The organism is Sporomusa sp. (assembly GCF_035561255.1).
Taxonomy (GTDB): domain Bacteria; phylum Bacillota; class Negativicutes; order Sporomusales; family Sporomusaceae; genus Sporomusa.
In genome coordinates, this window is record NZ_DATMXX010000041.1 from 1 (window position 1) to 21,698 (window position 21,698).

Annotated in this window: 27 protein-coding genes and 1 tRNA gene; 5 read left to right on the plus strand and 23 right to left on the minus strand. The window is 46.3% G+C overall.

The features are described from left to right. Positions 1 to 101: 101 nt before the first annotated feature. The 4 genes from VN379_RS02150 to VN379_RS02165 are packed head-to-tail and all read right to left on the minus strand — an operon-like array spanning position 102 to position 3,811. A complete protein-coding gene (locus VN379_RS02150; protein ID WP_325530327.1) occupies positions 102 to 1,463 on the minus strand; it encodes a VWA domain-containing protein in 1,362 nt (453 codons plus the stop codon). A gap of 5 nt (positions 1,464 to 1,468) precedes the next feature. After that, the gene (locus VN379_RS02155) at positions 1,469 to 2,332 is read right to left on the minus strand and encodes a MoxR family ATPase (RefSeq protein WP_325530329.1); all 864 of its coding nucleotides are present in this window, start codon (positions 2,330 to 2,332) and stop codon (positions 1,469 to 1,471) included. Then, entirely contained in the window at positions 2,329 to 2,625 is a 297-nt protein-coding gene (locus VN379_RS02160) for a SemiSWEET family sugar transporter (protein ID WP_325530331.1), read from the minus strand. Before VN379_RS02160 ends, VN379_RS02155 begins: the two co-directional genes overlap by 4 nt. After that, positions 2,618 to 3,811, minus strand: coding sequence for an amidohydrolase family protein (locus VN379_RS02165; protein ID WP_325530333.1), 1,194 nt, complete (start codon positions 3,809 to 3,811; stop codon positions 2,618 to 2,620). The genes VN379_RS02160 and VN379_RS02165 overlap by 8 nt, the downstream gene beginning before the upstream one ends. Before the next feature lie 193 nt (positions 3,812 to 4,004). Between VN379_RS02165 and VN379_RS02170 the strand changes: the two genes are divergently transcribed. From VN379_RS02170 to VN379_RS02180, 3 genes are all read left to right on the plus strand, one after another. Then, positions 4,005 to 4,080, plus strand: a tRNA-Ala gene (locus VN379_RS02170). A gap of 302 nt (positions 4,081 to 4,382) precedes the next feature. Next, a complete protein-coding gene (locus VN379_RS02175) occupies positions 4,383 to 4,970 on the plus strand; it encodes a YqaA family protein (protein ID WP_325530335.1) in 588 nt (195 codons plus the stop codon). A gap of 149 nt (positions 4,971 to 5,119) precedes the next feature. Next, positions 5,120 to 6,451: a hemolysin family protein gene (locus VN379_RS02180; RefSeq protein WP_325530337.1), complete on the plus strand. Its 1,332-nt coding sequence runs from the start codon at positions 5,120 to 5,122 to the stop codon at positions 6,449 to 6,451. A 46-nt stretch (positions 6,452 to 6,497) separates the two neighbouring features. On the opposite strand, the gene VN379_RS02185 is transcribed toward VN379_RS02180, so the two are convergent. After that, positions 6,498 to 6,686, minus strand: a complete 189-nt coding sequence (locus VN379_RS02185) for a hypothetical protein (protein WP_325530339.1) — start codon at positions 6,684 to 6,686, stop codon at positions 6,498 to 6,500. Between the two features lie 151 nt (positions 6,687 to 6,837). Between VN379_RS02185 and VN379_RS02190 the strand changes: the two genes are divergently transcribed. Further along, positions 6,838 to 7,038 carry a hypothetical protein gene (locus tag VN379_RS02190; RefSeq protein ID WP_325530341.1) on the plus strand — a complete coding sequence of 67 codons (201 nt, stop codon included), beginning with the start codon at positions 6,838 to 6,840 and terminating at the stop codon, positions 7,036 to 7,038. Positions 7,039 to 7,254: 216 nt separating this feature from the next. On the opposite strand, the gene VN379_RS02195 is transcribed toward VN379_RS02190, so the two are convergent. The 7 genes from VN379_RS02195 to VN379_RS02225 form a co-directional block, all read right to left on the minus strand. Next, positions 7,255 to 8,136, minus strand: coding sequence for a CvfB family protein (locus VN379_RS02195; RefSeq protein WP_325530343.1), 882 nt, complete (start codon positions 8,134 to 8,136; stop codon positions 7,255 to 7,257). Positions 8,137 to 8,144: 8 nt separating this feature from the next. Then, positions 8,145 to 8,495, minus strand: coding sequence for a ribosome silencing factor (gene rsfS / locus VN379_RS02200; RefSeq protein ID WP_325530345.1), 351 nt, complete (start codon positions 8,493 to 8,495; stop codon positions 8,145 to 8,147). A 140-nt stretch (positions 8,496 to 8,635) separates the two neighbouring features. Then, a complete protein-coding gene (locus VN379_RS02205) occupies positions 8,636 to 9,640 on the minus strand; it encodes an LCP family protein (RefSeq protein ID WP_325530347.1) in 1,005 nt (334 codons plus the stop codon). Between the two features lie 33 nt (positions 9,641 to 9,673). After that, positions 9,674 to 10,258 (minus strand): bis(5'-nucleosyl)-tetraphosphatase (symmetrical) YqeK, encoded by a 585-nt coding sequence (gene yqeK, locus VN379_RS02210; RefSeq protein WP_325530349.1) that lies wholly within the window; start codon positions 10,256 to 10,258, stop codon positions 9,674 to 9,676. A gap of 137 nt (positions 10,259 to 10,395) precedes the next feature. Further along, on the minus strand, positions 10,396 to 10,647 hold the full coding sequence (locus VN379_RS02215; protein WP_325530351.1) for an RNA-binding protein: 252 nt from the start codon (positions 10,645 to 10,647) through the stop codon (positions 10,396 to 10,398). Between the two features lie 119 nt (positions 10,648 to 10,766). Further along, positions 10,767 to 11,381, minus strand: coding sequence for a nicotinate-nucleotide adenylyltransferase (nadD, locus tag VN379_RS02220; protein WP_325530353.1), 615 nt, complete (start codon positions 11,379 to 11,381; stop codon positions 10,767 to 10,769). Between the two features lie 84 nt (positions 11,382 to 11,465). Further along, positions 11,466 to 11,630, minus strand: coding sequence for a hypothetical protein (locus tag VN379_RS02225; protein WP_325530355.1), 165 nt, complete (start codon positions 11,628 to 11,630; stop codon positions 11,466 to 11,468). A 229-nt stretch (positions 11,631 to 11,859) separates the two neighbouring features. Here VN379_RS02225 and VN379_RS02230 point away from each other — a divergent pair, with 229 nt between their 5' ends. Then, on the plus strand, positions 11,860 to 12,021 hold the full coding sequence (locus VN379_RS02230) for a hypothetical protein (RefSeq protein ID WP_325530357.1): 162 nt from the start codon (positions 11,860 to 11,862) through the stop codon (positions 12,019 to 12,021). A 15-nt stretch (positions 12,022 to 12,036) separates the two neighbouring features. Here the strand turns inward: VN379_RS02230 and VN379_RS02235 are convergent, their stop codons facing one another. The 11 genes from VN379_RS02235 to VN379_RS02285 form a co-directional block, all read right to left on the minus strand. Beyond that, positions 12,037 to 13,290: a glutamate-5-semialdehyde dehydrogenase gene (locus tag VN379_RS02235; protein ID WP_325530359.1), complete on the minus strand. Its 1,254-nt coding sequence runs from the start codon at positions 13,288 to 13,290 to the stop codon at positions 12,037 to 12,039. A 15-nt stretch (positions 13,291 to 13,305) separates the two neighbouring features. Further along, complete coding sequence (proB, locus tag VN379_RS02240; protein ID WP_325530361.1) at positions 13,306 to 14,433, minus strand: glutamate 5-kinase; 1,128 nt, start codon at positions 14,431 to 14,433, stop codon at positions 13,306 to 13,308. Between the two features lie 22 nt (positions 14,434 to 14,455). Beyond that, positions 14,456 to 14,764: a ribosome assembly RNA-binding protein YhbY gene (gene yhbY, locus VN379_RS02245; protein ID WP_325530363.1), complete on the minus strand. Its 309-nt coding sequence runs from the start codon at positions 14,762 to 14,764 to the stop codon at positions 14,456 to 14,458. A gap of 11 nt (positions 14,765 to 14,775) precedes the next feature. Next, the gene (gene obgE / locus VN379_RS02250; RefSeq protein ID WP_325530366.1) at positions 14,776 to 16,047 is read right to left on the minus strand and encodes a GTPase ObgE; all 1,272 of its coding nucleotides are present in this window, start codon (positions 16,045 to 16,047) and stop codon (positions 14,776 to 14,778) included. Between the two features lie 153 nt (positions 16,048 to 16,200). After that, on the minus strand, positions 16,201 to 16,416 hold the full coding sequence (locus tag VN379_RS02255; protein ID WP_325530367.1) for a Spo0B domain-containing protein: 216 nt from the start codon (positions 16,414 to 16,416) through the stop codon (positions 16,201 to 16,203). 127 nt (positions 16,417 to 16,543) lie between these two features. Next, the gene (rpmA, locus tag VN379_RS02260; RefSeq protein WP_325530390.1) at positions 16,544 to 16,837 is read right to left on the minus strand and encodes a 50S ribosomal protein L27; all 294 of its coding nucleotides are present in this window, start codon (positions 16,835 to 16,837) and stop codon (positions 16,544 to 16,546) included. Between the two features lie 22 nt (positions 16,838 to 16,859). Next, the gene (locus tag VN379_RS02265; RefSeq protein ID WP_325530368.1) at positions 16,860 to 17,180 is read right to left on the minus strand and encodes a ribosomal-processing cysteine protease Prp; all 321 of its coding nucleotides are present in this window, start codon (positions 17,178 to 17,180) and stop codon (positions 16,860 to 16,862) included. 9 nt (positions 17,181 to 17,189) lie between these two features. Beyond that, positions 17,190 to 17,501: a 50S ribosomal protein L21 gene (rplU, locus tag VN379_RS02270; protein WP_325530369.1), complete on the minus strand. Its 312-nt coding sequence runs from the start codon at positions 17,499 to 17,501 to the stop codon at positions 17,190 to 17,192. 142 nt (positions 17,502 to 17,643) lie between these two features. After that, complete coding sequence (locus VN379_RS02275) at positions 17,644 to 19,083, minus strand: Rne/Rng family ribonuclease (protein WP_325530370.1); 1,440 nt, start codon at positions 19,081 to 19,083, stop codon at positions 17,644 to 17,646. Positions 19,084 to 19,104: 21 nt separating this feature from the next. Then, entirely contained in the window at positions 19,105 to 19,812 is a 708-nt protein-coding gene (locus tag VN379_RS02280; RefSeq protein WP_325530371.1) for a TIGR03936 family radical SAM-associated protein, read from the minus strand. Continuing rightward, positions 19,812 to 21,671, minus strand: a complete 1,860-nt coding sequence (locus VN379_RS02285; protein WP_325530374.1) for a TIGR03960 family B12-binding radical SAM protein — start codon at positions 21,669 to 21,671, stop codon at positions 19,812 to 19,814. Before VN379_RS02285 ends, VN379_RS02280 begins: the two co-directional genes overlap by 1 nt. Positions 21,672 to 21,698 lie beyond the last annotated feature (27 nt).

Sequence of the window (21,698 nt, forward strand, 5' to 3'; positions counted from 1 at the left end):
GCCTGCAAAACTTTAACGCGTTGTATGTAGCTGCGCGTACAATAATAATAGTATTACCACATTTGTAATAATTGTGCCTGACAGATGTAGCCAACCTGGATCTATAAAATCCGGTTGGCTACATCTGTCAGCTGCTCTAAATTGCGGCATTCAAAAACCTGATTACAAAAACGCTGATATTCTCTCATCAGGCAATCGCCTTCAAGCCAGTCATCCTCCGGCAGCGGGTTCAGCCAATAAATCGCTTGTGCCCGCTCAGCAATTTTCGCTAATTCTTCAGAGCCGCCCGGATGCCAATTATTACGCCCGTCTCCCAGAATAATCAGCTTGGTTCGTGCCGTAATTGCGGCTAGCTCATACCTGGCAATCTGCTCAAACACTAAATCATAACGTGATAGCCCTACCCGTCGATTAAAGCGTTCTCTAAGATGCCTGGCCTCTAAGAAAGCATTAACATCCTGGGTTTTAAACCATTCAGTAACCTCCACTGCCTCATCAACAAAAACGAAGGAGCGAATATTGGCGTAACGCCGGTGCGCTGCCTGCACTAATTGCAACATAAACCGGCTAAATCGCTCAACTGAATTAGAAACATCGCAAACTAACCATAAATCAACCTTACTTTTGACCTTATCCCGGTATTTAAGGCGTACAGGGCAGCCGCCAGTACGCACCACTTCCTGAAAGGTACGGCGAATATCAATTTTACCGCGTTTCGCACGGCGCATCCGGATACCGGGACGCTCAGCCAGTTTTTTCGCCAGTTTCGCAATCTCTTGTTCGACGGCTGCGATCTCGGCAGTTGCCAGACAATCGAATTCACGCCGGCGAATATTAGCATACTCGACCAGCTTGACGATATGCTGACGGCCAAACTGCCTAACAGCTTTGCGTTCAAGCTCCCGGCGAATCAGTGCTTCTAACTGGGCAAAAGTTTTTTGCCACTTTTGAAAAGCACTTTCTTTCATTTGTTCAGTGGCATAACTGCGCTCGACCTTGTTCACAGCCTCAAACCACCTAAGCTTTACCTGAACCTGGCGAAGCTTACCGGAGATTTCTTCAGGGCGGGCATTATCAAGCGGTATTTCAGCTGTAATTTCCCTGGCCAGCGCTTCTAAGACGGCAGCAGGCTGATTAGCAATGGTTTCCAGCAAGCTGTCGGCACTGCCGCCGGCACCAGCTGAACTAAGCCCGCTGCCATCTGCAGTCGCCCCCTTGATTGTAATTGATTCCTGGTCAGGCCTGACAGGTTCTGCCGGTGGCGCAAGGTCAAAATACAAATCAAACAACGCGATAAAGACCGGACGTTCCCATATGCTTTTAACAAGTGTTGTCTCAAGTACGCCCTGTAACAGTATTGGGGAAAAACCAGTGAGTTCAGCTGCCTTCAATGCGTCAGCTGCTTCCATTGTCGTTACCGTTAACCCGGCTTCCCGCAATAGCCGGACAAAGTCAACAATCATTTGCTTCATGGCTTTATTAAATAAGCCAGCTTGTCTGCAACAAGATCACGATCTTTAGTGTATTTAAGTAAAGCAGTCAGGGTGAAGCGGGCCGCCTCAACACTCAACTCACCACCCAGCATATTCATAGACTGTACCCAGTCAATACTTTCAGTAACGCTGGGCGGTTTTTTTAGCGGTTGCTTACGAATATTCTGGATAAATTCGACAAGCTGGCTGGCGAATTTATGGTCAACCTCCGGGGCATTAAGTTCAACAATAGCCAGTTCCCGTTCAAAATCCGGATAATCAATGTGAAAATGCAGGCACCGCCGGCGTAACGCATCTCCCAGTTCCCGGGTGCTGTTGGAGGTCAGCACAACATGGGGGCGAGTAACCGCTTTTATTGTCCCCAGCTCCGGAATAGTTACCTGCCAATCTGATAATGCCTCTAACAAAAAGCTTTCGAATTCCTGATCACTTTTGTCAATTTCGTCAATTAGCAGCACTACCGGCTCCGGACTGGTAAGGGCTGTTAACAAAGGGCGTTTTAGCAAAAATTCCTGATCAAAAATCTGCTGCCGGCCGGTCTCCCACCCCCGCTCAGCCAAGGCTTCAATCTGGATATACAGCAATTGTTTTTGATAGTTCCATTCATATAAAGCTTTACTTTCATCAAGCCCTTCGTAGCATTGCAGCCGAATCATCAGGCACCCGCGCCAACGCGCCCACGCTTTTGCTAATTCGGTTTTGCCGACACCTGCCGGCCCTTCCAGTAACAGTGGTTTTTCCAGGCTTTCTGCCAAATACAGGGCTGCAGCCAAATTTTGATCTGCCAGATAACCGTGGGCTGCTAACCCGGCCATTCGTTCATTAATTGCATCATTCACTTGTCACCAGCTCCATCATTATGCTTATTTGGCAGCTTATCACAGTGTCTGCCAGAGAATTTAATCCAGGACAATACTGCCATACAGAGAAATGTTACAATATTAGCAAGAAATACCGGCGTGCTGTTGATATAATAGCCGTATACCATCCAAAAAAAAACGCCGGTAGTCATCATGATGATCCAGGCAGTCGAAAAATCTCCTGCCGAGCTGCTTTTAATTGTTTTATAGACTTGGGGGAAAAAAGACACGGTAGTAAGAATTCCGGCCAGGCTGCCGATAAATTCAATCATTAGAGCACTCCTTCCCGTCTTTAAACACCCTGACAAGTTTCCTAATACAGGTTATATCTGTTAGCGGGTTCCCCGCCAGTACCAGGAGATCTGCGCGTTTGCCGGCTTCAAGCGTACCTAGTTCTTTCCCTGCGCCTATTGCCTCAGCCGCCAGGCCGGTTGCTGCCCGGAGTGCAGCTGCCGGCGGCAAACCACACTCAACCAGCAAATAAATTTCCCGCCACACATCACCATGTTCAACACCGAGAGCGCCGGCATCAGTTCCTGCAACAATTTTAGCGCCAGCATGGTATGCCCGGACTATCATGGCCTGGTGCCGGGAATACACGGCCTCAATACCGTCCGGGGGCAGCGTTTTGGTTTGATACTTGCGGCCATAAGCCAGCATTCGTTCAAAAGGTACCAGGGTTGGTATCCAATATACCCCGCTTGAGGCGATTAGGTCAGCAGTATCCTCGTCGATCAGCGCACCATGCTCCAGGGTTGTTACCCTGATAGCCAACGCCTGGCGCACACCGTCCACACCGTTGGCATGAGCAGCAAGCGGCTTGTTTAGACGCCGCCCCTCATTGGCCACCGCCTGAGCCTCGTCCAGGGATAATTCAACAATACCGGCATCCTGACGAACAAAATTAACACAACCAGTCATCATAATCTTGATACAATCAGCACCGGCTTTGGCCTGCTCGCGTACTGCTTTGATCATTTCCTCCGGCCCGTCAGCTTCCCGTCCGCCGGCATAGTGAAAATGACCGCCGGTAATTGATATAGCCTGGCAGGCATTTAGCACCCGGGGGCCAGTAACTACTTTCTGGTTAACAGCTTTTTTTAGAAGCGAATTAATCCCATAGGACCCGCCTAAATCACGGACAGTAGTCACGCCCTGTTTAAGCGTCTGAGACAAATTTTTGACCGCCCTGACCAAAGTAATATCTTTATCTTCTTTCCATCGTAATGTACGGGCTTTAAGATCAGAGATACCTTCCAGAAATAAATGTACGTGCGGATCAATTAGTCCAGGCATAATCGTAAACTCAGAATAATCCAATGCAGCTGCCACTTGATCTGCAGCAAAGTCCTGTGCTTTACCGACACCGGCAATAAAACCATCTTTAACAGCCAGATAACAAGCTGCTTGAGCTGGCTTACCTGTACCATCAATCAATAAACCGGCTTTTATGAGCATAATATCAAGTTCCTTCTTTCAGCGATTCTTCGAACAGCTAACTCACAGCATTTATGCAGAAATATTCTGCATAAATGCTGTAAGTACCTGCCAAATCAAGGTAGAATATTTCACAAACCTATTTTAGACCACCTCTCTTGACATTATGTCACTGGCTAAGTATAATTACAAATGTAACAGATTAATCTGATATGGGGGTATAGCTCAGCTGGGAGAGCGCTTGAATGGCATTCAAGAGGTCAGCGGTTCGATCCCGCTTATCTCCACCAAATAAAAATAGAACTTGCGCGCAAGTTCTATTTTTATTTGTTCAAATTCATCTTATCTGCATACAATAACTTGACTGATATACCGCTGTAGGATAAACTAGTATCAACTCGCGTTGTGTTCTAAAGGGGAGTAGCTTGCAAGCTCAGCACTTGTGAGGTTAGGGTCAACAATCGGCTTTGCCTGGCCCTGCCATTGGTATATGCCAATTAGCGAGACCTTTAGTATGGATTTAACAGGCCATGCTAAAGAGTTTCGCTTTTTATGATGCATTAGGAAAACAACAATAGAGGGGAGCGTGTCAATGGACGCAATCGTAGAGATACTTTTGGAATGGGGTCTCACCGGTCTTCTAATTGCCGCATTCACCGAGTCTTTTATTTCTCCGGTACTACCTGACCTGCTTCTTATCCCGTTAGCGCTAGCCAATCCACAAAATGCTATATATTATGGCTTAGCAGCAACCTTTATCTCGGTCCTGGGTGGTTTGATCGGCTATATGCTCGGTCTGAAGATTGGATTGCCAGCCGCCCGCCGCTTTATACCTGATCGTTATCTGGATAAAATCTCCTGCACAGTAAAAGAAAATGCATTATGGGCAGTATTTCTAGCCTCTTTATCCCCTATTCCCTATAAGTTTGTCAGCATAACAGCCGGAGCGCTAAAAATAAATCTACCTTTATTTCTAGTCATTTCTTTCCTTGGGCGCGGTAAACGCTTTTTACTTGAGGGGGTACTGATTTACTATTTCGGTCCCCAGGCTGTAGAGATGTTTACCCAGCATAAGGATGACCTGCTGATTATCTCACTCATAATTATAGCAGTTGCAGGGCTAATTGCGTATATTATGAACCGAAGTAAGAAGACGGAAACTGTGGTAGATGAGCTGTAAAATTTTTGCCCGCTGCTTTATTGCCAGCGGGCAAATTATTTAGGGAGTTATGTACTGGCCGCGGGTTTGAGTTTGATCCACCGCATAAAAGGATATGATATAATCGTAATCGTTCATTATTTTATTACAGGGAGAGTGTTATCGTAATTTTGGACACAGCCTCGATTAGTACCGAGATCATGATTATTCTGGTTCTAATTCTTGCTAATGGTTTATTTGCTTTGACTGAAATGTCTATTGTGTCGTCCCGGAAGAGCCGTTTAGAAAATATGGCGGCCTCTGGCAGTAAGGGTGCCAAGGCAGCACTCAGGTTAACTGAAGAACCTACCCCGCTTCTATCTGCCGTTCAGATCGGCATCACGCTTATTGGTATTCTGACAGGTGCTTTTGGCGGCGCCAGAATATCGATGTTTCTGGCTTCCCTCTTAAATACGATCCCCTTACTAAGTGGTTATAGTGAGGCCATCAGTCTTGCGCTCGTTGTAGGCACCATTACTTATTTGTCACTGATCATCGGTGAATTAGTACCCAAGAAACTGGCACTTAATAATCCTGAGAAAATTGCTACAGCTGTCGCCATACCGATGACAGCGTTTGTGCGTATCAACCGGCCGCTGGTTCATCTCTTAGGACTTTCCACCAATATGGTAATGAAACTGTTAGGCGCTAAACCACCAGAAGAGCCACCGGTCACAGAAGAAGAGGTCCGGGTACTGATTGGCCAGGGGGCTCAACACGGCGTTTTTGAGAAGTCCGAACGTGAAATGGTTGAGAATGTTTTTGTGCTCGGCGATATGCGAGTAGGCGCGCTTATGACTCCCCGTACGCAAATCAAATGGCTTGATATCGAGGATAATGACCCTTATAATCTTCGCATCATCAGGAGCAATAATCATTTGTTTTTTCCGCTGGCACGTGGCAGCTTAGACGACATAATGGGTGTTGTTTATTCTAATGAGCTTTTATCTAATTATGTCCCGGGCCGCCCCTTGCAGCTTGAACAGATTGCCCGTCAGCCACTCTATATTCCCAAAAACACCCCAGCGCTTAAAGTGCTGGAAAAATTTCGCGAAACCGGAATTAATGTAGCGCTTGTCGTCGATGAATATGGCGGTATCTCTGGACTAATCAGCCTTTACGATATTGTTGAACATATTGTGGGGGATATGCCTTATCTGGGTGAAGATGATGATCCTGACGTAATTGCCCGTGAAGATGGGTCATGGCTTGTCGATGGAATGCTTGCAACTGAGGAATTGAAAGAGTTACTTGACGTTGACCGTTTGCCTGGCGAAGAAAGAGGCTACTTTCAGACCCTTGGCGGTTTTATAGTTTCTTATCTCGGTCACATCCCCATTGCTGCAGAAAGCTTTGATTGGAACGATTATCATTTTGAGATTGTAGATATGGATAAAGCCCGGGTTGATAAGGTTCTTATTACCCGGATAGTCATACAAGATGACAGTAATCAATTTGAATAACGCAAAACCCTGCGAGTTACAAGCTCAGCAGGGTTTTTTGTATACTCTAGAATGTCCGCATTGATGGTATGCGTTTTTCATCAATAGTATGTGCGTAATCCTCAAGTTGGGCAGCCAGCGTACTGCTAGCGGTTATAATCTCGGCATCAGCTGAATTAGAATTCTGCATAAGGTCACTAAGTTGTTGTCTAAGAGCTTTAACTTGCAGGGAAATGGTCTGAAGCTGTTGATCCATGCAGTGTACCTCCCACTCATGTTTTTAGTAGTGTTGCCACTAAATTTTAAAATCATGTATTCAACACATACACTGACAAAACTAGCAATCATTGTCGCTCATGTGAATCAATCAGTGCGGGAAAACTAAATTCAGCATGGGAGGTGATAATGTGGCAACCAAAAAATCTGCTTTCTGGAATGGCAAAAATTTTGCGGGAGAATCACAGACAGGTTCCCAGAGCTTAATTGCAGAAGGTCCGCGGACAAACTCCACCCAAGCAAAATATGAAGTGAGCAATGAAACCATCTCTGCCGCTGACCTCCAGCCGTCAGCCAAAACTACCGAGAATATAACAAATAAGCATGGCTGACCTCCCGAATGATAAGCAGCAGCCCCCCACGCACTCCACACATTGAACAACATTAAGGAGGATGATTATATGGCTAACAAAGACAAGAAAAACAAACAGGAAGCAAACATTGATACCGCAAAGAATACAAATAATTCTGACCAGAAAAAGAATATGCCCTGTAAGAATTCACTCCCCACATGATAGTAAACATGCAATAAAGAAACTGAAGGTGGCTTAATCGCCACCTTCAGTTTCTTTTAGGTATGTCCAGCCCTCTTTTTGTTCAATTCGCTGTTCTTTGAGCAAACGTCCGATAGCTCGCTTAAAGGCAGCTTTACTGACATTAAACTTTTCCTTAATAATCTCAGGTGGTGAATTGTCACTGTACGGCATCTGGCCCCCTCTGGCGCGCAGTACCTCAAGAATCTTCTCAGCGTCAGTGTCCATGGCGCTTTCTTTAACAGGACGCATAGATACGTTAATCCGGCCATCTTCTCTAAGGTATGTAACCCGGGCTTCCAGCTCGGCGCCTACACGGGGCCGTTCAGTCATTTCATCATTATGCAGAAAGGCTATAAACCGGTCTTTAGTAAAAATAAAGGCTCCCTGGTCACTATAATTATACACCGACCCGGTAATCGTATCACCAATTTTTATGCCTTCAGCCGGTCTGGATGCTTGTCTGAGCTCATCTTCTACTTCCATAGTAACAGCAGGCCGCCCGGATTTATCACGATACAGCTTGACCCAGACCTTCTCACCACGGCGCGGTATTCCCCGCCTGCCGGCATGGGGCATAAATACGCCTCGTTCAGCACCAATGTTAACAAACGTGCCATCGCGGGTTGTATTAATTACTTCGACTCTGGCCACTTGCCCTTCACGCATTTGTGGCAGACGCATACTGGCTGTCAGCCGGCCTTTAGGGTCTTTATAAAGGTATACCCTGACAGTCTGCCCGATAGTTACCTCTTCAGCCTGCTGAGCCTTATGCAGCAATATATCGTCACTGGTATTGCCGGTACCAGCATCTAGAAATGCTCCCAGCTCACTTTGGCGGGCTACAGTCAAGTCAACTACATCACCGGGTTTATAGTTATGCTTACTGTTATCCATAATTACACCTAGCCTTGATAAACTACTTGTTTGGCATCGCCCCACAAACGCTCTAGCTTATAAAATTGACGATCTTCTTCAACAAAAATGTGAGCTACACAATTACCGTAGTCCAGCAGCACCCATCTTGCGTCACGATATCCTTCTCTGCGTAACAATCTAATCCCCTGTTCTCTTAGCTGTTCTTCAATATTATCAGCAATCGCTTGTACCTGGGTGATCGAGTTAGCACTGCAGACAACAAAATAATCGGTCACCGGTGAAATGCCGGTTAAATCCATAATCACGATATCGCCTGCTTTTTTGTCACTGGCCGCCTTGGCCACTAATTCGGCTAAATTATTGTCGGTTTGAATCATTCGATTAAAAATACCTCCTGGAAACACTGTTCTATAAAACTATCTTTTTCTTTCCGAATTTATTTTATTCGGACTAAGAGAGCAATTTTCCTGCAAAAAAAAGGCAAAGCGCAATAAAATCCGCTTTACCCTCATAATCATCAATTCTTCCGGGTAGAACCAGGGGTTTCCTGATATATCCCGCTTACCTTTGTTGTGGCACTAAACATGGTTTCAACAAGCTGTTTTGTCTGTTCCTTGTCTGGAATCCAATAGCTCAGCCCTTCGATTGTCGCAAAATCGCCGGGAAGCATCTCCGCCCGGAGATTACTGGCGTCAAACCCCTTAAGGCTGTTAGCCACTTTAACCATAGTCATTGCCGACATGTCAGTATCGACATATTCGTTAAGGGTATTTACCAGCGCAGGCACCTTCAAAATGGTACCCACTTGCATCGTTTCCTTTGCCAGGGCTTTTAAGAAGCGCTGCTGGCGCTGCACCCGGCCGATATCGCCAAGTTCATCACTGCGGAAACGTACATATTCACCGGCTTTTTCACCATCGAGGTGTTGATAGCCTTGATTGATACCAATATCAAGGTTAGCATAGGGGTCCTTATAATGCATGTCATGCTCAACGTAGAGGTCTACGCCGCCCATAATGTCAATTACCTTAATAAACGCCTGCCAGTCAATAACTATATAGTAATTGATCGGAATGTGCAGAAACTGCTCAACGGTGCTGCGGGCCAGCTCTGCGCCACCATAGGCATAGGCATGGTTAAGCTTATCATAGCCTTTACGACCTGGAATATTAACCTTGGTGTCACGTGGCAATGATAATAAATTAACTGTCCCGTTCTGGGGGCTGATACTTGCTACCATCATCGTGTCTGAGCGTCTGGCAGGATCATAAGGGTTTTCATGATCTTTATCATCCACACCCAGGAGCAGGATGTTAACCTTGTTGCTTAATGTTTCCGCCGGGCGTTCGGTAGTCTTAACAACCTGTGCTGTCGGCGTGGTACGAACAATATTAAGGTATGCATAGACAGTAGCACCAGCTAAGGCAACTACAGCAATCAACAGCAGGATGAGCAGAAGCAGAACCCTGTCCCAGCGTATTTTCCGCGATTGTCGTCCCGAATTATTCTTTAGTTCATTCATGGTATCATCTCCTCTCCCGAAAGACAACACCCTTTACTTACATTGAGTTTTTTGTCTTTGTAGTAGTAAATAATTACGCCCCTCAATCGAGGCCGGGTGTATAGGCACACCTTTTTCAATTACATAGTGAAGGGACTGGTCATAAGCAGCAAGCATCGCCGCATCTAAATCGTTTAACGCCAGACTGCGCAGCTTGTCCACACCGGGAAAATCGCGGCCTGGTTCAATAAAATCAGCCAAATAAATAATTTTTTCAAGGTTTGACAAATTGGCCCCACCAGTTGTGTGAAGCGCAATAGCTTTGAGAATATGCGGGTCAGTAACCCCATACTCTTTTTTTGCTAAACAAGCCCCCAGTGGCGCATGCAGCAGCACTGGTTGACAATATTCAACATCATTCATCACTATACCAAAAGCTGCGGCTGTTGGCAATAGGTTATTGCTGGGTATCGCCCGGGCACAGTCGTGGAGTAATCCGGCTAGTTTGGCCTGTTCTATATCTACACCAAACCGGACTGCCAGGTCTATCGCGGTTTGACTTACACCAAGCGAATGGCGAAACCGTTTTGTTGATAAACATTGTGACAGTTTTTCCGCTACTTGATTATAATTCATCATCTGACACCACCTGCTCTTTAGTACTAAAATTCGGCAATTTAACGGAATATCCTTTTTATCTAAATAAAAAACCTCCTAAGAATAGGAGGTGAGTACATCAAATACATGTATAATTTACAGGCTAGACACCACTGTGATTAGTCCTGGCGCGGCTTGGCTTCATTAACGACAATCTGACGGCCTGCGATTTGAGAGCCATTCATGGCCTCAACCATTTTTTCGGCGTCAGCGTCCTCAACTTCCACAAAACCGAAACCACGGGAACGGCCTGTTTCTTTGTCAGTAATTATTCTGCTTGATACAACAGAACCATGCTCACGAAAAGCATCAGCCAGAGCTGTGTCTGTAGTATTCCAGGGCAGGTTGCCGACATAGAGTGTTTTTGCCATAGGGAATCACCTCCGTTACATAGGATACTAAAATAAAACAGATTTTACGTTAACATTATCTGCAAAAACAGAAGATTTATGCTTCCCTGGGCCTGCCTTTATTTGGCACATTAGCTCCTTCAACGATATAAGCCCTCTTTATAGATATAGTCTTCAACACTTTCCGGTACGATATATTTTATAGAACGCCCCTTTTTCACCCGTTCCCTGATGTCGGTTGAAGAAATCTCGAGCTCCGGCGTAGCCAGTCTCTGAATACTGCGTCGCCCTTTTACCCCAAATTGTTTAATTACCTGATCAATATAACTGATACAGCCTGGCCGTGTAGCTGCCACAAAAAAACATAATTCTAATAACTGGTCAATCTCCTGCCAGCTAGGTAAATCTCTTACTGTATCCGCACCTGTGATGAAGTAAAGATCGGTGTTAGCACCATAACAGTCAATTAAGGCCTTAACGGTATCTATCGTATAGGAGGGGCCGGATCGCTCAATTTCAATGCCAGACACAAAAAAGTGAGGGTTAGAATATGTAGCCAGTACGGTCATAATATAGCGGTGGATGGCCGGTGTAACCAGCGACTGCTGTTTATGCGGCGGATTACTGGCCGGGATAAACAAAACCTTATCCAGATTGTATTCAATACGAACAGCTTCGGCTGTGACTAAATGACCTACATGAATGGGGTCAAAAGTCCCGCCCATAATACCAACTTTGTCTTTTGCATGCGCCATAATGTTCTGCCTTTCAAAAATATCCACAAGATTCTAAAACTTTGTTTATTATTATAGCAAATGCCTGTCCATATGAAAAGCCAGTCAGCCTGTTAACAATAATTTCATGGACAGGTAAACGATAATGCTAACACCGGCGATTATAGCTGCCGCCCGGGCGTAATCAACAGCATCATGGTTTCCTTTGGGCGTACGCAGATAGTTCCTTACAGCGGAATAATAACCTGCCAGCAGTTTTATTTTACTCATACTATTATCATAAACCGAGCACCGCCATTACCAATAAGTGTGCCCGTATTTATTATCATGCAGTCTCCCTTTTTAATCATTGATATCTTAATTACAGTTAATTCCATCATTCTTGTATTATATCCTGCCTAACCCAAAAATAAAAACGAAACCGGAAAAGGCCGGCTCTATACAGGAACAGATTTAAGAAAAAATGAGATTGCCTTACTGTTACTGACAATAAGCTGACATGGCAGCCATTGTAAGTACCGGTAAAGTAATCCCACTTATTATCTATATACAACGCATTAAAGTTTTGCAGGCGGGTGGTGTGTTGGCAAAAGCGGCAGTCAAGCGCCAGCGGTGGAGCGTTGTCAATGCACCACCCGCCTGCGCCTGCAAACTGCTTTAATGCTGAATAAGATAATTACCTAATTTGACCACAGCCATTTACCATATATTTGATGCTGGTCAGTTCAGGCAGACCCATAGGTCCCCTGGCATGAAGCTTTTGTGTGCTTATGCCGATTTCCGCACCAAACCCAAATTCAAAGCCGTCGGTAAAGCGGGTTGAGGCATTGACATAAACGGCAGCGGCATCAACCTCCTGTTGAAAGCGTCTGGCATTATTATAGTCGTTGGTAACAATTGCCTCCGAATGGCGAGTACTGTAGGCTGCAATATGCTCAAGAGCAACATCCAAATTATCTACCACTCTCACGGCCAGAATCAGATCCAGAAATTCGGCAGCCCAATCTTCCTGAGTGGCCGGCTTGACGGCCTGATGATAGTCCACAACCTGAGGGCAACCCCGTAACTCAACACCGGCTTGGTGAAAACGTTCCAATAAATCAGGTAAAATAGCAGCTGCAATATCTCTGTGTACCAGCAGCGTCTCCATCGCATTACACACGCCGGGACGCGAAACTTTAGCATTGAAAGCGATATCCTGAGCCATTTTAAGATCAGCGCTTGCGTCAATAAAAGTATGACACACTCCAGTTCCTGTTTCAATAACCGGCACCGTGCTATTCTCTACAACAGTCCGGATTAGGCCTGCACCGCCACGGGGAATAATTACATCAATAAATTTATTAAGTTTCAACATGGCAGTAACTGCCTGCCGGTCAGTGGTCTCAACAAGTTGGATGGCACCTGCCGGTATACCGGCAGCAACGGCTGCTTTTGCAATAATCGCCGTAACCGCACTATTAGAACTGATTGCTTCAGAACCGCCACGTAATATTACGGCATTGCCGGACTTCAGGCATAAGCCGGCAGCATCGACAGTGACATTGGGGCGGGCTTCATAGATAATTCCAATAACGCCAAGGGGCACATGCACTTTACTAATTGAAAGACCATTAGGACGAATCCAGCCAGCCGCAGTTTCGCCAACAGGGTCAGGCAATGTCACAATTTGCCGTAACCCTTCAGCCATCGCTGTTATTCTGGCCTCATTTAACAGTAAACGGTCAATAAGAGGCTTCGCCATCCCATTTGCTGCAGCCCGCTCAACATCTTGCGCATTAGCGGCAACAATCACAGCTTGTTCTTGCTCCAAAGCATCAGCCATGGCTAACAGTGCCTGATTCTTAACAACAGTTGACAACGAGGCCAACCGGCGTGCGGCTTGTTTGGCGACTCTGCCTTTTTCAGCAAGTTCATTTATGTAGTCCATGCTTCCTCTCCCCTCTTATACCAAAAGTACCAGATTATCGCGATGCACAACCTCATCATATGGCTTAGAGCCTAATATATTACTAATCTCAGGGGTATGGGCCCCCATGATTTTTTTTACATCCTCGGCGCTATAATTGGTGATACCGCGAGCAAGCTCCCGTCCGGCAGCGCTCTTTATGCTAATAGTATTGCCTAATTCAAAATCACCATCAACAGCAGCTATCCCGGCAGCTAAAAGGCTTGAACCGCCAGTTAAGAGGGCTTGCTCACACCCCTTATCCACAGTTACCCAGCCACTCACACTGACTCCAAAGGCCAGCCAGCGCTTCCTGATTTGCAAACGGTTTTCCTTGGACACAAAAACTGTGCCTACCTTGCTCCCCTGCAGCACCTCGCGAACTACACCATCTCGCCCGCCGGAGGCGATTACCATAGCAACACCAGAATTTACAGCAATCTTTGCCGCTTGAATTTTAGTATACATACCGCCTGTTCCACGAACAGTACCCGGACCACCGGCCAATTCCTCGATCTCCGGGGTAATATCCGCAATTTCACTCAGTAGTACCGCACCCGGATCAGTCTGAGGGTTAGCCGTGTAGACACCCTCCACATCTGACAAAATAATAAGCAAATCAGCATCAATAATGCTGGCGACCATAGCTGAAAGGGTGTCATTGTCGCCAATTTTCAGTTCATCAATAGCCACAGCATCGTTTTCATTAACAATGGGAATGACGCCCTGATTGAGGAGCGCCATTAATGTGTTGCGGGAGTTGGTATATCGCTTGCGGTTCACCGAGTCGGCACGGGTCAGCAGCACCTGAGCAACAATTTGACCGTATTCTCCAAACATTTTCTCATAAATATGGAGCAAAATTCCCTGACCGACCGCAGCAGCAGCCTGCTTTTCCGGAATCGTCTTCGGTTTTTCTTTCAACCCCAGACGATCTACACCGGCCCCCACGGCTCCAGAGGTAACCAGAATAATCTGTTTTCCCTGATTGGCAAGGTCAGATAGTTCGCGGGCAAGTTTCTCGATTCTTAAAAGATTAAGTTTGCCGGTGGCGTAAGTTAATGTGCTGGTGCCAACCTTAATAACTATGCGTTTCGCATTGCCCAAATTTTCCCTGGTAAGCATAATAGTAATACTCCCCCATAGTTCACGGCAGTTCTATCTTGGATTTGTCCTCATTCTTTTTATATAATAAGCCATTACGTCCAATGACCTGTACTAATTCGGCGCCTGTGGCCCGTGCTAGTGCGGCAATAGCTGTTTTGGGCTCTTCCGGGCTGTTTTGCAGTACCCTGACTTTAATAATTTCACGGACAGTCAGCACTTGGACGGCACTTTCAATGACAGAATCCACCACACCGCCTTTGCCAATCTGAACAACAGGTTCGAGCGTACTTCCCAGGGCTCTTAAAAAGCGCTTCTGCTTACCTGTTAGTGTAGTTTCGTTTGCTAGCAAAATATTTCCTCCTATGGTCTAAACTCAAATTCCATATCGTGAATCCGGACAGTATCACCTTCTTGGATGCCACGACTCTTAAGCTCTTCATCAATTCCCAGCTTACGCCAAATTGACTGGAAACGCCGCAAGCCTTCTTCATCGCCAAAACGCGTCATCGCAACAAGCTTCTCGATCCCTTCACCCACGACGACATAAGCGCCATCATCATCCCGCTTGACTGAATAAGCCTCTTCCGGCTTGGCATCATATACCTTGGCATCGATAATTTCTTCCGGTTCTTCCACATACTCTGCCAGCAGCTGTACTGCCCGCTGCATCAGGGCAGTTAATCCTTCACCGGTTGCAGCTGAAACAGGATATATCTCATGACCTAAGCCAGCCATATACTCTGCTACCCGTTGATAGTTTTCCTGTGCCTCTGGCAAGTCCATTTTATTAGCGGCAATAATTTGAGGACGCTTGAACAACCGTTCGTTGTATAATTTAAGTTCATTATTAATTTTATGAAAATCGTCAATCGGGTCGCGGCCTTCCAGCCCGGAGACATCCAGCACGTGGATAAGAACCTTGGTACGCTCAACATGGCGGAGAAAATCATGCCCAAGACCTACGCCCTCGTGCGCACCCTCAATGAGTCCTGGAATATCAGCCAGGACAAAGTTCTGCCCCTCAGCAATACTGACAACCCCTAGAACCGGTGATAATGTGGTAAAGTGATAGGCAGCAATTTCAGGTTTAGCTGCCGATACCCGGGACAGAATACTTGACTTGCCCACACTTGGATACCCCAGGAGGCCGACATCTGCAAGCAGCTTAAGCTCCAACAGCAGTGTGCGTTCTTCACCCGGTTCACCTAATTCAGCGAAGGTAGGTGCTCTATTGACACTGTTAACAAAGCGCGCATTGCCGCGCCCACCCCGGCCACCTTTAGCTACCACGATTGTTTGACCTGGTTCAGTAATGTCACCAAGCACCTGACCAGTGGCTTCATCTTTTATAATGGTTCCCGGCGGTACTTTGATCAGGAGATCTTCAGCTCCCCGGCCATGCATATTGCTTGTTTGCCCATGAGCACCACTATCGGCCTTAAACTGGCGTTTATAGCGAAAATCAATCAGGGTGTTAAGGTTAGCATCGCCAATTAATACTACATTAGCGCCACGGCCACCATCCCCGCCGCTAGGCCCACCTTTGGGAACATATTTTTCCCTGCGGAAGCCAGACATACCGTTACCGCCGCTACCGGCTTTTGTAGTTATTTTTGCTCTGTCAATAAACATAGAAATCCCCTTGCGTTTTATAAGTAATATGCGCTATTGCGCTCAATTTTATCCGATAACTAACCTGCTCTAAGACTCCCATATTTCCTGTGCCCTTTAGGGTATGCAAGCGGGAGTTTAGATCAAAATATTAAGCTGCAAGGTTGTATATAGTTAAATGTGCTCGTTTTGGTAAGCAGCCAACACATTTGATATCATTTCGGGGTCGTGCGCAAGTTTTTCAATATATTGCAGCGCCTTCTCACCACGTCCCAATTGAATCATAGCGTGAATAACCTGCAGGTGGTTTAAGAAATCATGACGCTGGATACGGAGCAATTTGACTACGTCAGTACATGTCATTACTTCAGAGCAGCCTGTGTTTGTCATACAATCATCCTTCCGATATACTGCAGAATGATATGTCTTTCGCCCCGGTCAGCCAAAATACCTGTCGGATTACGATAGTTTTGGTAAAAATATAAAAACCTGCGGCTTTGTGGGCCGCAGGCATTTCTTAAATAGCTTCTTCAGCTGCAGGATACACACTTATTTGCCGGTCATAGCGGCCTTTACGCTCGAAAGCGACTTTACCGGGAACTTTGGCAAACAGGGTATCGTCTTTGCCGATGCCGACGTTATTACCAGGATGGAAATGGGTTCCGCGCTGGCGTACCAGAATACTGCCTGCAGTAACAACCTCACCGGCGTGACGTTTAACGCCCAGACGCTGAGCCGCGCTGTCACGGCCATTACGGGTACTACCCACACCCTTTTTATGAGCAAATAACTGTAAGTCAAAAGAATTCAGTTTGAATTTTTCCATGTTGCTTTCACCTCCTGTGCTCAATAATCCGAACACTCTTAGGATATAGTTTGGCAATTTCAGTTAGACCAAGGAGCATGGTTTCAAAGACTGCCGCCGTAAGGCTGTCAGTCTGACCGGCAAGTTCGATCTTAAGCCCGCTGCGGTCCTGCACCAGGTTAATCTCCCGCCGTAAGTGGCGTTCAATTCCCATGATCGACGACTGAGTAAGAGCAGATACACCTGCACATACAATATCCTGACCATGGGGTGCAGCTTGTGCATGCCCATTCACCATAAATCCCTTAATTGCCTGATTATTATCGCGAATCAATGTAACCGTAATCATTATCCGGCCTTAAGCAAGAATCTTGTCAATGCGGATTTTGGTAAACGGCTGACGATGGCCTTGGCGACGACGATAGTTGGATTTTGCTTTGTATTTAAAAACCAAAATCTTCTTACCTTTGCCGTGAGACACTACTTCAGCAGTAACTTTAGCGTCAGCTATCAGCGGTTTGCCGATAACTACTTCACCGTCTTTTACTACAGTCAGAACACGGTCAAAGTCAACAGTCTGGCCTTCAGCCACTTCGATTTTCTCGATAGTGAGCACATCGCCTTCAGTAACACGGTATTGTTTACCGCCTGTTTCAATAATAGCATACATTATTAATATTGCACCTCCCCTGCGTAGGACTCGCCGAATACGGTAAAACAAAACACAGTTTTGTTTTTTAGAAACCTCTCCGCGCGGTTAAAGTAGACTTAACGCCTACATCATGAAATTTTACCATAATGGTAATAGTTTGTCAATCAGGTTTCCAAAGCAGCGAAAACATCTCCGGATTCATGGTTGGAGCCGTTTCCACAGCAAGGGTTCTGGCCGTTTCCTGTTCAAGCCGTTTAAGCTCTCCCTGCCTGTTTAAGAACTCGGCTACCTGGGGATGAACCTGAATTAACAGCCGTCCTCCCGTCCGGGGGCGTTTATTTAATTTTCTCAATTCCCGTTTGATATCAATTACAACCGTTTCCGGGGATTTTATACGGCCTCTGCCCAAACAGTACGGGCATTCGCCATAAAGCATACCATTAATGTTTTGCCTGGCCTTTTTCCGGGTCATTTCAACCAATCCCAGGTTGGTTATGCCTAAAACATTTGATTTCGTCCGGTCTTTTTTGAGCTCAAGTTCAAGGGCTGTTAAAACGGCTGCCCGTTGCTCAACCTTAGCCATATCAATAAAGTCGATGATAATAATACCGCCAATATCTCTTAATCTAAGCTGCCTGGCAATCTCGGCAGTCGCCTCCATGTTTGTTTGAAATACGGTTTCAGACAGATTGGTATTGCCGATAAATTTTCCGGTATTAACATCAATGACTGTCAATGCTTCCGTATAATCAATAACAAGATAGCCGCCACAAGCCAACTCTACCCGCCGGTTACGCAGGATTTCAAGTTTATTGTCAATATTAAACCGGCTGAACATATCAGCATCAGGGCCGGCGGTTTGTTCATACAGCCTAACACAGCCAACAAGTTCAGGTGATGTATATTTTAGTAAATCAATTACCCGGTTATAGGCCTCTTGGCTATCGATGACAAACTCCGTAACATCGTTTGTCAAATAATCGCGGACAATCCTGACAACCAGGTCGGCATCCCGGTAAATAAGCGCTGGTGCATTAGTCCTTTTAACCCTGGCGCTCAGCGTTGACCAGATATTAGTCAGGTAGGCCATATCGTTAATTAGTTCATCCTGGCTTTTTCCTGCAGCCACCGTCCTGACAATGACCCCCATACCTGCCGGACGGATTTTTTCAGCAAGCTGTCTTAATCTATTTCGTTCAGGTTCATCTTCAATACGACGTGAAATACCGATATAATCGACAGTTGGCATAAGCACGATGTACCGTCCCGGCAAGGTCAGACTGATCGTGGCACGAGGGCCTTTTTCACCCATAGCATCTTTGGAGATCTGCACCAGTACGTCCTGCCCAACCGTTAAATGCTGGCAGGCGGCCTGGCGCCCGGCATCTCCCATATATAAAAATGCATTTTTATCGCGCCCGATATCAACAAAAGCCGCCTGCATACCTGGTAGAACATTTTTTACTTTACCTTTATAAATGTTGCCAACCAGATGCCCGCTCTCGCTGCGTTCAACTGATATTTCCATAAGTTCGCCGTCTTCCAGGAGCGCGACCCTGGTTTCCTCCGGCATAACATTGGCGATAATACTCTTTTTCATACCATGTTTCCTTTAACTTAATTATAGTTCAATTGGTGACCGCTTTCCCCGCCCGTCACTGACAAATAACCCGGTACGGTTGATAAGTGCATTACCATAATCAGCAGGCAAACCATAACTGCCTGTTAAAACAGCAAGCACTTCAGCGGGCTTGACACTGCCTGTTGGTGTTATTTTTATCGACAGGCTTATTGACAACAGCGCTTGATTATCTGATGCCAGTACGGCTGTAACCGGTGCGGCAAGATATTCTTTAATATCAATCTCACGCCGTCCTTTAGGCGTTTCCTTAATATAAACAATCTCAATCTCGCTATTGAAATTGTTTATACTTGCCATTACCGTATCTAATGTCGCTGCCGGCGCTAAAGGGATAATAATGTCATAGGTTGCCAGATTGACAACCGCCATAAGGGCTGGGCCGGGTGTATGCATATATCTGGCAGATTTAAGTTCAATTCCTGCAGGCAGCTGCGCTCTCATGCGGGTCTCGATGCTGGCAATTTCCAGTTCTTCCGTCAGTTCAAGATCAAGATATTCGGCATCACTGGTCACACCTACTGCCAATGCCGAGGCAAAAGCCATTTTCATATGAGGGTTAAAGCCTTCGGAGTAGGCAGCAGGTAGTCGGGCGCGGCGAACAACCCGCTCAATTGTTCCGGCAAAATCCAAATGCGACACATAACGAATCTCGTTCCCTTTAGTTATTTTCAGCCGTAACTTTGCCATTATGCCTGCCCCCAATCAACTACTTTAACATCAAGCTTCTGACAAACACCACAGGCACCACACTGCTCCCGGCGACAGTCAGGAGTAAATGCCGCCTGTTGCGCAGCCTGCCATTCCCTTGTCAGGAAAGACTTGTCCACCCCTGATGATAAATGGTCCCAGGGCAAATTCTCGTCATTATCCCTGTCACGACTGGCATAAACAGCAGGATCAATATTTTCAGCGGCAAAAGCTTCCATCCAGACATTATACTTAAAATGTTCAGACCAGCCGTCAAACTTAGCCCCGTTCTGCCACGCCCTGAGGATTACCTTGCCTAATCGACGGTCACCACGGGAAAATACCCCCTCCAGGAAGCTGGTGCGGGCATCATGCCAGCTGAGCGAAATGCTGCGATCTTTAATCAGGGATCGTAATAACCTTTGTTTCCGTTCGATTTCCTCGACCGGATCTTGTCCAAACCACTGGAAAGCAGTATGGGGCTTGGGCACAAACGATGATACGCTGACAGTCACCTTCGCGCCCTTGCGGCCTTTTATCTGTTTGTAAAGGTCTGCGACCTGCTGTGCCAAAACAGCAATGCCAGCTATGTCCTCATCAGTTTCAGTAGGCAAACCAATCATAAAGTAGAGTTTAATGGTTGACCACCCTGATGTAAAAGCAGCACTTACTGCCTCGATGAGGTCCGCCTCAGTCACGCCTTTATTAATTACATCCCGCAGACGCTGCGTCCCGGCCTCAGGCGCAAAGGTCAAACCACTTTTCCTTACCTGCTGGACCTGTTTAGCAAGGTCAATAGAAAAACTGTCAATTCTGAGTGATGGCAGCGACACACTTACCCCCTGCTCTTTAAACCGGGTAGTAAGCTGGGTAATCAAATGACTCAGACAGGAATAATCAGCAGAGCTTAATGATACCAGCGATATCTCGTTATAGCCGGTATTATTGATAAGCTCCTGAACATAGTTTACCAGCGTCTCCATTTTGCGCTCACGTACAGGACGGTAGAGCACCCCGGCCTGGCAAAACCGGCAACCGCGGGTACAGCCCCTGAACAATTCAAGCATGATGCGATCATGAACAATCTCAATAAATGGAACAATAGGCTTAGTCGCAAACATCACCTGATCAAGGTCCTGGATCACTCGTTTGGTAACAATCGGTTTAGCCTCAGGCACAAGTGGCCGGATTTCTGCCCACCGGCCATCGGCCTGATACTCTGCTTTGTAAAAACTTGGTACATATATACCCTGAATTTCGGCAAGACGGCACAGAATACCTGCTTTACCGCTTGGTTTCCCAGAGCGTTTCCACGCGGCAACAGCAGCAGCTACTTCACCGATAACATCTTCGGCTTCCCCTATTATAAAGAAATCTACAAAGTCAGCCATAGGCTCTGCGTTAAACGCACATGGACCCCCGCACACCACCAGCGGCTGTGTTTCATCACGTTCTGCTGCCAGCAACGGTACGCCAGCTAAATCGAGCATATTAAGCACATTACTGTAACTGAGCTCATACTGTAAGGAGAAGCCCACAATGTCACAGTCGGCGACCGGCCGCTTTGTTTCCAGTGTATATAACCGGATTCCGTTTTTTCTCATCTCAGCTTCCAGGTCGACCCAGGGAGCATAAGCACGTTCAGCAAATGTATCCGGTCGCTGATTTAGTATCTGATACAATATTTTTAGCCCCAGGTTGGACATACCGACTTCGTATATGTCAGGCATAGCCAGGACAAAACTTACTGTAGCCGATTTAGGTTCTTTAGCCACGCTGTTCCATTCATTACCGGTATAGCGGGCTGGTTTCACCACCCTGCTCAAGACAGCAGGGCTAACAGGGTCTAATTGGTGCATATGTACCTCCAAATAAATAGCTATAAA